Annotated in this window: 14 protein-coding genes; 9 read left to right on the top strand and 5 right to left on the bottom strand. The window is 70.2% G+C overall.

The features are described from left to right. Positions 1–10 precede the first annotated feature (10 nt). Positions 11–877, bottom strand: a complete 867-nt coding sequence (locus ACTWQR_RS06235) for an alpha/beta fold hydrolase (protein ID WP_443225892.1) — start codon at positions 875–877, stop codon at positions 11–13. Between the two features lie 128 nt (positions 878–1005). On the opposite strand from ACTWQR_RS06235, the gene ACTWQR_RS06230 reads away from it, so the two are divergent. Beyond that, on the top strand, positions 1006–1494 hold the full coding sequence (locus tag ACTWQR_RS06230; protein ID WP_443225891.1) for an FAS1-like dehydratase domain-containing protein: 489 nt from the start codon (positions 1006–1008) through the stop codon (positions 1492–1494). After that, complete coding sequence (locus tag ACTWQR_RS06225; protein ID WP_443225890.1) at positions 1491–1916, top strand: acyl dehydratase; 426 nt, start codon at positions 1491–1493, stop codon at positions 1914–1916. The genes ACTWQR_RS06230 and ACTWQR_RS06225 overlap by 4 nt, the downstream gene beginning before the upstream one ends. Positions 1917–1983: 67 nt before the next feature. On the opposite strand, the gene ACTWQR_RS06220 is transcribed toward ACTWQR_RS06225, so the two are convergent. The 4 genes from ACTWQR_RS06220 to ACTWQR_RS06205 are packed head-to-tail and all read right to left on the bottom strand — an operon-like array spanning position 1984 to position 5592. Then, entirely contained in the window at positions 1984–2937 is a 954-nt protein-coding gene (locus ACTWQR_RS06220; protein ID WP_443225889.1) for a quinone oxidoreductase family protein, read from the bottom strand. Further along, positions 2934–3752, bottom strand: a complete 819-nt coding sequence (locus ACTWQR_RS06215) for an ABC transporter permease (protein WP_443225888.1) — start codon at positions 3750–3752, stop codon at positions 2934–2936. The genes ACTWQR_RS06220 and ACTWQR_RS06215 overlap by 4 nt, the downstream gene beginning before the upstream one ends. After that, entirely contained in the window at positions 3749–4597 is an 849-nt protein-coding gene (locus ACTWQR_RS06210) for an ABC transporter ATP-binding protein (protein WP_443225887.1), read from the bottom strand. Before ACTWQR_RS06210 ends, ACTWQR_RS06215 begins: the two co-directional genes overlap by 4 nt. Then, positions 4594–5592: an ABC transporter substrate-binding protein gene (locus tag ACTWQR_RS06205; protein ID WP_443225886.1), complete on the bottom strand. Its 999-nt coding sequence runs from the start codon at positions 5590–5592 to the stop codon at positions 4594–4596. Before ACTWQR_RS06205 ends, ACTWQR_RS06210 begins: the two co-directional genes overlap by 4 nt. Before the next feature lie 326 nt (positions 5593–5918). On the opposite strand from ACTWQR_RS06205, the gene ACTWQR_RS06200 reads away from it, so the two are divergent. The 7 genes from ACTWQR_RS06200 to ACTWQR_RS06170 all read left to right on the top strand — a co-directional run bounded on the left by ACTWQR_RS06200 (position 5919) and on the right by ACTWQR_RS06170 (position 12246). Beyond that, complete coding sequence (locus ACTWQR_RS06200) at positions 5919–7136, top strand: Rieske 2Fe-2S domain-containing protein (protein ID WP_443225885.1); 1218 nt, start codon at positions 5919–5921, stop codon at positions 7134–7136. Between the two features lie 115 nt (positions 7137–7251). Beyond that, positions 7252–8607, top strand: a complete 1356-nt coding sequence (locus ACTWQR_RS06195) for a M20 family metallopeptidase (protein ID WP_443225884.1) — start codon at positions 7252–7254, stop codon at positions 8605–8607. Beyond that, entirely contained in the window at positions 8604–9599 is a 996-nt protein-coding gene (locus ACTWQR_RS06190) for a catechol 1,2-dioxygenase (RefSeq protein ID WP_443225883.1), read from the top strand. Before ACTWQR_RS06195 ends, ACTWQR_RS06190 begins: the two co-directional genes overlap by 4 nt. Further along, positions 9596–10453 (top strand): alpha/beta fold hydrolase, encoded by an 858-nt coding sequence (locus ACTWQR_RS06185; RefSeq protein ID WP_443225882.1) that lies wholly within the window; start codon positions 9596–9598, stop codon positions 10451–10453. Before ACTWQR_RS06190 ends, ACTWQR_RS06185 begins: the two co-directional genes overlap by 4 nt. Before the next feature lie 118 nt (positions 10454–10571). Beyond that, a complete protein-coding gene (locus ACTWQR_RS06180; RefSeq protein ID WP_443225881.1) occupies positions 10572–11306 on the top strand; it encodes an IclR family transcriptional regulator in 735 nt (244 codons plus the stop codon). Next, positions 11303–11836, top strand: coding sequence for an FAS1-like dehydratase domain-containing protein (locus tag ACTWQR_RS06175; protein WP_443225880.1), 534 nt, complete (start codon positions 11303–11305; stop codon positions 11834–11836). Before ACTWQR_RS06180 ends, ACTWQR_RS06175 begins: the two co-directional genes overlap by 4 nt. Further along, entirely contained in the window at positions 11833–12246 is a 414-nt protein-coding gene (locus tag ACTWQR_RS06170; RefSeq protein ID WP_443225879.1) for an acyl dehydratase, read from the top strand. Before ACTWQR_RS06175 ends, ACTWQR_RS06170 begins: the two co-directional genes overlap by 4 nt. Positions 12247–12248 lie beyond the last annotated feature (2 nt).

Here is a 12248-nt window from a genome sequence, read left to right as displayed (position 1 = left end):
CCAAGGAGGGTCAGTTGTGCCGCTGGTTCAGGAAGCCGGTGACCACGCTGTAGTAGTCGTACGGCCGCTCTTCCTGGAGATGGTGGGAGGCCCGGCTCATCACGTGCAGATTGCCCCGGGGGACCATGCGGGCCAGCATCAGCGGGTAGTCCGGGGTCAGGAAGGCGTCCTGCATGCCCCACATGAAGAGCGTGGGAGCCGCGATCCGGCCGAGTTCGGCGGTGAGGTCCTGCCAGTCGCCGCGCGGGTTGTCGGAGGCACCGGCGAGCGCGGTCTCCTCGGGGTCCAGGCTCTGCTCGTGGCGCAGGGTCACGGTGGCGTCGGGGACGGCGTCGGGGTCGTACCACTCCAGGCGTGCGATGAGTTCGCGCATCTTCTCCCAGGAGGGGCCGGTTCCGCCGTAGTACACGTCGCGGGCGTTGCGTCCTCGGCGGCCGCCTTCCGGCAGGGGGGCGAGGGGACCGTAGAAGACGGGCATGCTGCCGGTGATGACCAACGACCGTACCCGCTCGGGGTACTTGGCGGCCAGGTCGAGGGCGATGGTGCCGCCCCACGAGTTGCACACGAAGTCGGCGCGCTCCACGCCGAGGGTGTCGAGCAGCGCGACGGTCTTGGCGGCGTGGTAGTCCCACATGGGGCCCTCGATGACGGGCTTGGCGGACTTCCCGTACTGCAGGATGTCGACGAGGAGGCACCGACGGTCCGCGGCGAACAGCGGCGCCACCTGCCCGAAGTCCGACCAGCCGGTGCACCCGGGGCCGCCGCCGTGGAGAAAGACGGTGGGGCTGCCCTCTCCCAGCTCGACGTAGTGGTACTTGACGCCGTCCGCTTCCGCGTAGGTGCCCTCCGGGGGCGCCTGGATGTCCTTGAGGTCCATGCACCGATGGTGTGGTGGCGGCGATCTCCGCCCAAGGGGAACGGTCCGCTGAGCGAGCCGCTTCCATGGCGGCCCGGAACCGGCGGTCCTTAACGTCCGGGAATCGGATCACAGTGGGGAGGCAGCGCGTGTCCCGGACCGCAGCAGCGTTGGAACAGGCCGAGGAGCGGGCCCGAGCGTCGATCGGGATGTGGGAGCGACGGTCCCTGGGCGTCGTACGGGCCGAGGACGCGGCCGAGTTCGCCCGGGCGGCCGGAGAGAGCGCACCGCATCTGGTCGATCCCCAGCACGCCGACTTCTCCGTCCACCCGATGTACGCGGTCAGCCTGCTGCGCGGGGCGCCCGGGGCCGACGCGACGGAGTTCAGGCCGGACGGCATGTACCGCGACGAGGTTCCCGGTACCGACGGGCTCGGCGTTCGGCTCATGGCGGGCGGCCAGGACGTGCGCTGGACGGGCGAAGTGCGGCCGGGCGACCGGATCGAGATGCGCCATGCCCTGACGGCGGTCGAACGAAAGGGCACAGGAGACGGCTTCCTGCTGCTCACGGTCGAGAAGACGTACGGCTCGGCACGGGGGACGATGGTCGAGGTCACGGAGAGGTTCATCGTCCGATGACTGCTCACGTCCAGCGGGTCTCGGTGGGACAGCGCGTGGCGCCGGTCGAGCTGACGGCCGACGCGATCACTCTGCTCCGCTTCGGTGCGGTCACCCGCAATACCCATCGCATTCATTACGACACCGGCTTCGCACGCTCCGAGGGGCTGTCCGGGCCGGTTGTCATGGCGCAGCTCCACGGCTGTCTGTTCCATCGTGCGGCCGCCGGGTTCGCGGGCGTGGGCGGGCAGGTGCGGGAGGTCGGCTGGCAGAACCGGGCGCCGGCGTACGTCGGTGACCGGCTCGTGGTGACCGGCACCGTGCGCACGGTGGACATGGTCAGCGGTGAGATCACCTTGGACCTGGTCGAGCACTGTGTCGGCGACGCCGGCCCCGGCGACGTCGTGTGCTGCCGGGGCCGTGCGGTCGTCGTCCTGGGGTGAGGCTCGTCGGGCTCAGGCCTCAGGCCTCGGGATCCCGGGATCAGTCCTCTGTCCGGGATCAGACCTCTCAGGTCAGATCGAGCACCACCTTGCCGACCGCCTCCCCGGTCCGCAGCCGCTCCACGGCCTCCGCCAACCGGTCAAGGGGATGGCGCTCGATCGCCAGGGTCAGCTCCCCCGTCCGCAGATCCGCCAGCAGCCGCTCGGCGTCCGCGGCGACCTCCTTGCCCCGCCGCATCAGATTGACCGGCAGCAACGCCACGTCGGCCAGCAGGAAGTCCGCCAGGTCCACGCCGAAGTCGCGGCCTGCGGTGTAGCCGACCAGTGCCGTGCGTCCGCCGGGGCGGACCAGTGCGAGCGCGTCCTTCAGCACCGGACCGCCCACTGTGTCGATGAGCACGTCGACCGGGCCGCCCACCGACTCCGGGGACAGCTCGGCCGCCAGCACCGGCTTGGCGGGAGCCGGGACATGGCCGAGCTTCGCCGGCCGGCCGACCACCCCGACCACCTCGGCCCCGGCGCGCGCGGCGACCTGCACCGCCATCGCCCCGACCGCACCCGCCGCCCCGGTCACCAGCACCCGCTCCCCCGGCCGCACCTCCGCGACCGAGTGCACCGCCGCCCAGGCCGTGCCGACCGGAGAGAAGTAACTGCACGCCAGAGCAGGGTCCGTGCCCTCCGGAACCGCCTCCACGGCGGCGTCCGGCACCAGCGCGTGCTCGGCCCAGCAGCCGTCGCGGCGCATCCCGAGTCCCTTGCCGCCCAGCCTGACCAGGCTGCCTTCGGGGTGGGTGTCCGAGGCCAGCACGACGCCGCTCCCCGTGGTGCCCGGCACCGCCGGAAGGTCCGGGAGAATCCCGAACTTGCCGTCGATGACGTTGAGATCGAGGTGGGCCACCTGGGCCGCCCGCATCCGTACGAGGGTGTGGCCGGGCCGCGGCTCGGGCACCGGCCGATCCACCGGCCGGGGCAGGGCACCGAACTGCTCCAGGACCAGGGCACGCGATGTTCCAAGGCTCACAGCTTCACTCCGTATCGACGCAGGACCCGGGACGCGACGACACGCAGCACGCGGTCGAAGACGAACCCGAGGATGCCCAAGGTGATGATTCCGACGAAGACCCAGTCGATCCTGCCGTAGTTGCGGGAGGTCCAGATCAGCGAACCGAGCCCGACCTGGGCGGCGACGATCTCGGCGGAGACGATGGTCAGGAAGCTGTTGCCCATGGCCAGGCGTGCCCCGGTGACGATGTGCGGCACGGTCGACGGCAGCACGATCCCCTGCAGGATCTGCCGGCGGCTCGCCCCCAGGCTCGCCGCGGCGCGCAGCTTCGACTCGCTCACGGCCATCACCCCGGCGCTCGTGTTCAGGGTGACGATGAAGACGGCCGTGTAGAAGATCAGGACGACCTTCGACGACTCGCCGATGCCCAGCCACACCACCGCCAGCGTCACGAAGGCGACCGGCGGGATGAACCGGAAGAACTCGATGTAGGGCTCCAGGAGTTGCCGCACGATCGGGATCTGCCCGACGAGCAGGCCGACCGGTGCGCCGACGAGCACCCCGAGTCCCCAGCCGATCAGGATCCGGCGGCTGGAGGCGATGATGGAGTTGGTCAGTGTGGCGTCCGCCGCCAACTCGCGCGCCGCCGAGAGGGTCTCCTGCGGGGAGGCGACCAGGGAGGAGCCGTACTTCATGGCCAGCAGCTGCCAGAGGCCGATGCCGACGAGGACGGACAGCGTGTAGACGCCGGCCGTACGCAGTCGACGTACACTCGCCCCCGCCAGGCGATCAGCCTGTGGAGTGGCGGTGGCACTTGCGGTCGCGACGGTCATCGCACGTCTCCCTCGGTGTCGAGGCCCTGGTCGCGCAGGGCCTTGCGTACTTCTTCGCCGATGTCCTCGCGCAGTGCGCGGCGCAGTTCGGCGGCGGCCGGGTCGGCCTCCTCGCGGGGCCTGGGCAGGTCCACCGGGTAGACGGACTTGACCGAGGCGGCGGGGCCCGCGGTCATCACGGCGATCCGGTCGGCCAGGAGGATCGACTCGTCGATGTCGTGGGTGACGAACACGACGGTGCAGCCCGAGGCACGCCAGATGCGGTCCGTCTCCTCCTGCATCACCTGCCGGGTCTGCGCGTCGAGCGCCCCGAACGGCTCGTCCATCAGCAGGACGCTCGGTTCGTTGGCCAGTACACGGGCGATCTGCACCCGCTGGCGCATGCCTCCGCTCAGCTGACCGGGAAACCGGTCCGCGCAGTGGCGCAAGCCCACCAGACCAAGGTATTCGTCGGCGATCTTCGCCTGTGCCGCGCGCGACATGCCGCGCATCCGCGGGCCGAAGGCGACGTTCTGACGCACCGTCATCCAGTCGAACAGCGCCTCGCTGCTCTGGAAGACCATGCCCAGGTCCGGGTCGGGGCCGGTGATCGGGGCCCCGCCGACGGAGAGGCTGCCCTCGTCCGCGGTCACGAACCCCGCCATGGCGGACAGCAGCGTGGACTTGCCGCACCCGCTCGGGCCCAGCAGACAGAGGAACTCACCGGCGGTGATGTCCAGGGAGATGTCCCGCACGGCCTGGAAGGACCCGAAGCGGATGCCCACACGGTCGACGGACAGGGCCGCGCCACGCCTCTCAGCGACGCGTGGTTCGGGGAGTTGGGTTTTGACGGCCTCGGTCATCATGATCCCTTCTTGTGCTCGGTCAGCCAACCGCGCAGGACGGCCTGTGCCAGGTCCGGCTCCGCCTTGACCTTGCCGGTGTCCAGATAGAAGCGGGCTGTGTCGTCGTACCCCTCGAGGTCGTCGGCGGTGAAGTCACGGACCCCGAAGTCGATTTCCTTGATCGCGTTCACGGTCTGGGCCGTCGGGATCTTCGCGGCCTGCTGAGTGGCCTCGGCCGCGGCGACCGGGTCGGACTCGGTCTTCGCCGCCGCCTCCTTCAGAGCCTGCGCGACCTTGGTGGCGGTGTCGGCGTCGGTCTTCAGCCACTCGGCGTTCGTGAGGAGCCAGTGCGAGTACGACAGGCCGTACGCGCCGGTGGTCTCGAGGATCCTGCCGCCAAGCTCGGCGCCCTTGGCGGGCCAAGGTTCCCACAGGACGTACGCGTCGACGTCACCCTTGTCCAGCAGCACCGGGATCTCCGGCGGGTCGGCGGTGACGAACTCGACCGACTTCGTATCGATGCCCTTCGACTCCAGGAACCTGGTCGCCGCGAGTTCGGAGAGCCCCGGTACGGCGGCCATCTTCCGGATCTCCGAGGCATCCTTCACCTTCTTGCCGGTGACGACCTTGAGGTAGCGGCCGGACTGCTCGTACACGAGCAGGGATCGCAGGCCGGGGCTCTGCTGGAGCAGCCCGATGGTGGTGGTGTCCGAGTTTCCGGCCATCTGTACCTGACCGGCGGTGAGGGCGTCGACGCCCTCACCGCCCTTGCCGAACTGCACGAGCTGGACCTTGACACCGTGCTCGGCCCAGAGTCCCTGGGCGTCGGCGAGGAAGAAGGGTGCGAACGAGGGGTCGATGCCGACGGCGATCCGGACGGTGGGGCCGGCGGCGATCTCGCCGGAACCGACGGCCGAGTCGGTGGTGCCCGCGCCGCACGCCGTGAGCAAGAGCAGTGCGCCGGCGAGGGCGGCGTGGCCTGCGAAGGGACGTCTTGTGCTGGACCGTGTGTGCATGGGCACCTCGGTGGTTGAGGAGAGCCCGCCGCTTTCGGCAGGTCGTCGGGGTGCGGCCCGTTGAATTGGCGCACCGTAGAACGCGGTGCGCCACGTACGCATCGGCATGGGTCCGCTGAGCGGGACGCGCACGTCAGCCTGCCTGGCCGGGAGGGTGTCCGTTCGTCGCACGTTCGCTCCTCCGGGCCCTGAGAACGACTTCCGAACCGCCCGACCGCCGTCCCGACCGGGTGCGGTCTGCTCAGCGAGACAGGTCCCTTGGGCGGATCCGCCGGCCCCCGCATGCTCGCAAGCACAGTTCACCCGGCAGCAGGAGGACAAGCACGATGACGGTCGAGGAATCGCCCGACGCAAAACCCACTGTCCGGAGCCGCCGCAGACCGACAGGAGAACCCGGCCGCCAGGACTGGAAGTCGTGGCCCCACTACGACGCGGCTGGCGCGGGCTTCCGCGGCTACTGGTACCCGGTCACCTGGTCAAGCCAGGTCACCGGCAAGCCCCTCCCGTTCACGATCTGCGGCGAGAAGATCACCCTCATCCGCGACGGCGGCAAGGCGTACGCGCTGCACAACCGCTGCCCGCACCGCGGGGTGCCCCTCTCCGAGGGCGACCAGCAGTTCCCCGGCACCGTCAGCTGCCCGTACCACGGCTGGACCTTCGACCTGCCCACCGGCAAGCTCGCCGCGGTCATCACCGACGGCCCCGGCTGCCGCCTGACCGGCAAGGTCTCGGTGCGCACGTACCCGGTCGAGGAGCGCCTCGGCATGGTGTGGGTGTACATCCCGCTCGCCGACGAGGAGCCGCACGAGATCGACTCGCAGCTCCCCGAGGAACTCGTCGACAACGCCTTCGTGATGGGCGGCCGGATCGACCCACGCAGCGGCAACTGGCGCTTCGCCTGCGAGAACGGCTTCGACGAGGGACACGCCAAGTACCTGCACCGCACGGCCCTTTGGCGGCTGTTCAAACCCATGCCGACCTGGAACGTGACCCGGATCGTGCCGAAGGGCCGCTGGATCTTCCGGGTGCAGGACGAGGTCTACTGGGAGGCCGACTTCCCCGGCGTCGGCCGCTGGACCAACAAGCGCTGGTGGAAGAGCCAGCCGCCGAAGGAGACCTTCAACATCGGCAACACCGGGAAGGCCGACAAGGTCAACTCGACGATCGAGGCCCAGGAGTTCCCCGGCTTCGCGTCCCTGTCGATGCCCGGCGTGCTGCGCATCGCCTACCCGAACTTCATCCACTACGAGTTCTACGTCCCGGTCGACGAGGACAACCACCGCTACGTCGGCGTGATGGTCAACTTCACCGAGGGCTGGCAGACGCTGCGCTTCTACGCCAAGTACCTGGGCGCCATCCGCTGGTTGTTCCACGGCCAGTTCTCCGGCCAGGACGCGTGGATGGTCGACATCACCGACGCGCCCCCGGAGAAGCTCTACCGCCCCGACATCTCGCTGACCGCCTGGCGGAACCTCAGCGAGGAGGAGTACGGCAAGAAGCTGGCCGCGGCCGGTGCGAACCCCCCGAGCGAAGAGAAGGCATGACGATGGGCCGCACACTGTTCACTCTGCTGGCCGGGGTCGCGATCGCCATCGGACTCCCCCTGGCCAAGAAACGCTTCGAGCGCACCACCATGACCCAGGTCCACAGGATCAACCAATGACCGCCGCCCACGAGCTGGCGGGCCTCTCCCGCCTCGACGACCGGCGGCAGGCCTGGGTCGAGGACGCCTGGCGCCACATCACCGGCGACCGCCTGCGCGAGCTGATCACCGGCCTCGTCGACATCCCGTCTCCGACCGGTGACGAAGCCCCGATCGCCGAACACATCGCCGAGACACTCACGGCATCCGGATGCCGAGCCGCGCTCCAGCCGCTCGACGACCGGCAGGCCAACGCCTGGGCCCGGCTGGACGGTGACGGCACCGGCCCCGACCTCATGCTCTACGCACCGATCGACACTCTGACCGTGGGCGAGGAGAGCGAGGATCTCCCCTGGATCGGCCCGGAGTTGCGGGACGACATGCGCCCGCGGGCCACCGTCTTCGAGGACCTGGTCGTCGGGCTCGGGGCATCCAATCCGAAGGGCCACGCCGCCTGCGTGATGATGGCCGCCGAGGCGATCGCCCAGGCCGGCATCCCGCTCACCGGCGACCTGGTCGCGGCGTTCGGCGCGGGCGGCATGCCCACCAACGCCCGGCCGGTCGGCAGCCGCCGCAACACCGGGCAGGGCGCGGGCTGTTCGTTCCTCCTCGAGCAGGGCCTGTGGACCGACTACGCGGTCATCGCCAAACCCGGCTGGACCGTGTCCTGGGACGAGGTCGGCCTGGTGTGGTTCGAGGTCACCGTCCGTGGCACCCACACCTATGTCGGCTCGCGCCACCGGCTGCCGTACGACAACGCCATCGCCCGTGCCGGGGAGGTCGCCCGGCACCTGGAGGAGTGGTTCGTCGAGTACGCCGACCGCCACACCGGCGGGACGGTCGCCCCTCAGGGCATCGTCTCCTCCGTACGCGGCGGCTGGCCACGGATGGCGGCGGTCACCCCGGCCGCCTGCACGCTCATGGTGGACCTGCGCATCAGCCCCGACACGACGCCGATGCGGGCCAAGCGGGAGTTCGGCGCGGCCCTCGACGCGATCCGCGACAAGCTGCCCGGGCTCGACGTCACCGCCGAGATGGTGCTGGCCATCGCCGGAACGCGGACCGACCAGGACAACTGGATCTGTCGCAGCGCGATGGCGAGTTGGGCGGCGCTCGAAGGACGTGAGCACGAGGTGATCCGGGGCAACAGCGGCGCCACCGACGCCAACATCCTGCGCGGGCGCGGCATCCCCACGGTTCGCGTCGGCATGCCGAAGGTTTCCGACGCCGAGGCCCCCTTCGAGATCGACTTCGCGCGAGGGATGAACACCGTCTCCGTACGGGCCATGGAGAAGCTGACGCGCCATCTGATCCGTACGGCGGTCGACACCGTCACCCGGTCCCGCGCGGAGCTGGAAGGAGCAGCGGCATGACCGAGATCGTTCTGGGTGTGGGCGCGTCGCACAGCACGCTGATGAACACCCACTGGGAGGAGACCTTCCACAAGGACCGGGCCGAACGGTTCCGTGACGCGCTCGCGGAGGCCCGGGACGAACTCGCCGCGGCCCGCCCCGACACGGTGATCCTGGTGGGCTCGAACCACTTCCGCGGCTTCTGGCTCGACCTGATCCCCAGCTTCACCGTCGGTGTCGGCGAGTGCCTCGCCAGCGGCGAGTCGGGCACCCCGAAGGGCCCGCAGCCGGTGGACGTGCCGCTCGCCCGGCACATCGCCGACTCCCTTGTGGAAGGCGGCAGTTTCGACCCGGCGTTCTCGGCCAAGCTGCAGATCGACCACGGCCAGTCGCACGCGATCCAGTACCTGCTCGACGGGCTGGACGTGGAGATCGTGCCGCTCGTCGTGAACGTCTTCGCCCCTCCCCTGCCCACCCTCGCGCGCTGCGAACAGCTGGGCCGGGCGATCCGCGAAGCCGTGCTGGCGTTCCCCGGCAACCGCCGCGTCGCGGTGATCGGCTCCGGCGGACTCTCGCACCGGCTGCCCTGGCCGGACTGGCGCGAACCGCACGGCGACGACGAGGAGTTCATGGTGGGCGCCTGGCTCAACGGCCGGGAGAACTGGCAGGACTACGACGTCAGGCGCCGCGAGATCATCCGGGCCGCGGAGGCCGCGCTCAACCCGGAGTTCGACGAGGAGTTCCTCTCCCTCGTCCAGCGCGGCGAGCTGCCCCGCGTCACCGAGTACACCACCGAGGAGCTCGAGAAGGTGGCCGGCAACGGGGCGCAGGAGGTGCGCACCTGGCTGCTCATGTCCGCGCTGCTCGACCACATCCCCGGACGGCGGCTGGCCTACGAGCCGATGCCCGAGTGGCTCACCGGGATGGGCGTCGCCGTCCTCGACCCCGGACAGGTCCTCGACCCGGCACACGTCCCCGACCCCGTACAGACAGACATCGAAAGGCAGTCATGAGCATCTGGACCGAACTCTCGGGCATCGACTACCGGCACGCGTACGTCGAGACCGGCGACGTCAAGACCCGTGCCCTGCAAGCCGGCCCCGAAGACGGCGAGCACGTGGTGTTCCTGCACGGCACGACCGGCCATCTGGAGGCGTTCGTACGCAACATCCCGGCGCACGCCGAGCGTTACCGCTGCCACGCCATCGACATGCTCGGCCACGGTTACACCGGCAAGCCGGACCGCCCGGGTGAAATCCCCGCCTACGTCGAGCACTTGATGGCCTACCTGGACGCGGTGGGAGCCGAACGGGCGCACCTGGTCGGCGAGTCGCTGGGCGGCTGGGTGTCGTCCTGGGCGGCGAGCGAGTACCCCGATCGGGTGGCGTCCCTCCAACTGCTGTGCATGGGCGGTACGAAGGTCAACCCGAAGGTGATGGAGCGACTGAAGACCTCCACCCGGGCCGCTGCCCTGGAGGACGACATCTCCTACACCCGGGAGCGGCTGCGCCTGCTGTGGGCCGAGTGGGACGAGGAGCTGGGCGACGAGCTGACACAGGTGCGGTACGAGATCTACCACCACCCCGACTTCCAGCGGAACCTGCACAACCTGCTGGCCCTTCAGGAGGTCGAGGCGCGCGAGCGCAATCTGCTCCGCCCCGACCGCATGGCGCGGATCAAGGCCCCGACGCTGGTGGTCTGGGGCAACAAGAACCCGCTCGGCGACGTCCCCGAGGCGGAGGCCATCGCCGCCGCGATCCCCGGGGCCCGCCTTGAGGTCTTCAACGAGTGCGGGCACTGGCCGCAGCACGAGAAGGCCGGTCTCTACAATCCACTCAGTCTGGCTTTTCTCGCCGAGTCGTCGTGAGGTGCCTGCCATGACCGTCATCCCGATCGATCGCGCCGCATTGCCCGCGACCTCTCCGTCTCCGTCGCCCGCTCCCTCCTCCTCCGCCCCTCCCCCTTCGCCTTCTTGTCCCGACTCGATGAACTCCGTCCTCGGCAAGGTGCGGCCCATCCTGGAGGCGTTCGCCGTCGACGACGACTCCCTCTCACTCGCCGATCTCGTCCGCCGTACGGGCGTGGCGAAGGCCACCGTGCACCGGCTTTGTCAGGAGCTCGTCGTCTGGGGCCTGTTGGAGAGAGCGGGCTGCAACTACCGGCTCGGGCTGCGCCTGTTCGAGATCGGCCAGCGGGTCCACCGGCAGCGGATCCTGCGCGAGGTGGCCCAGCCGTACATGGAGGACCTTCTCCTCGCCACCCGGGAGACCATCCACTTCGCGATCCACGACGGCCTCGACGTCGTCTACCTGGAGAAGATCCTGCCGCACCGGGGGCTGAGCGAGGAGTCCCGGGTGGCGGGCCGGCTCCCGCTGTACTGCACCGCCACCGGCAAGGCGATCCTGGCCTTCTCCGCCGCCGCCCTGTTCGGTGAGGTGGTCAGGAGCGGGCTGAAGCCGTTCACCCGGCACACGATCACGTCACCGGGCCGGCTGCGCCTTCAGCTGGAGCGGATCCGGGAGCAGGGCATCGCGACCGAGGCGGAGGAGGTGCGGCTCGGATACATGAGCATGGCCGTGCCGGTCTTCGGCCGGCAGAACGCGCTGGCGGGCGCGCTGTCCATCACCGCTCCCACGTACCGCGTGGACGCCGCCGCGCACGCGAGCGCGCTGCGCACCGCGGGTCTGGGCATCAGCCGGTCCTTGCGGGCGGCCCTGTGAGCGCGCTGGACGAGGTGCTGTCCCGCGCCCGCGGTCTGCTCGACCGGCGGGAGGAAGAGGACTGCGGCACAGTCACGGTCAAGGACTTCTGCCGGTACGCCGCCGCGCTCAACGACGTCGACTACATCCGCCGGGCGCGGGCCCGGGAGAAGGCAGGTGAACCGGTCGAGGCTCCCGCCCTGTTCCTCGCGGCGACCATGAGCTGGGAGGACGGTCCGTCCGAGGAGGAGCTGCGGCCGGACGGTCTCGCCGTCCGGGAGTCGCCCTGCACCCAGGGGCTCCCGGTGCGCCAGGTGCACGGCGGCCAGTCGGTCCGGGTGAGCCGGGCTCCGGTCGCCGGCACGCGGGTCACCGCGTCGCGTGCGGTCACCTCCGCCGAGCGCAAGCACGGCCGATCCGGCGACTTCGTGCTTCTCGGCCTCAGCACCCGCTTCACATCGGCGGACGGAAACGAACTGACCACTGTGGACGAGACGATCGTCGTGCTGGGGGCCGTCCCCGCCGTCGAGAAGGAGGAAACCGCCGCGTGACCACACCCGTCCCCGTTTCCGTCCCCGTCGTCGGGGAGGTCTGCCCGTCGCGGCAGTACGCGCACAGCAGGGTGCAGCTCTTCCGGTTCAGTGCCGTGTCCTGGAACTCCCACCGCATCCACTACGACGCCGAGTTCGCGGCCTCGGAGGGCTTTCCCGGCGTGGTCGTACAGTCGACCCTGCACGGCGAGACGCTCACCCGTTACGCGCTGGCATGGGCCGGTCCCAACGCCCGGCTGGTGTCCGTGAGTTGGCGCAACCACGCGACCGCCGTGGCCGACGAACCGCTCACCTGGACCGCGACGGTCCGCGCGGTCCAGGGCCCGAGCGTGTCGCTCGATGTCGCCGTCCTCAAGTCCGACGGAACCCCGAGCGTCACGGGGACCGTCGGCCTGACGCTCGCTTCCTGACC

The organism is Streptomyces sp. 2A115 (genome assembly GCF_052245575.1).
GTDB lineage: Bacteria > Actinomycetota > Actinomycetes > Streptomycetales > Streptomycetaceae > Streptomyces.
The sequence above is the reverse complement of the archived record's forward strand: the minus strand, read 5'-3'. Positions and strand labels throughout refer to the sequence as shown.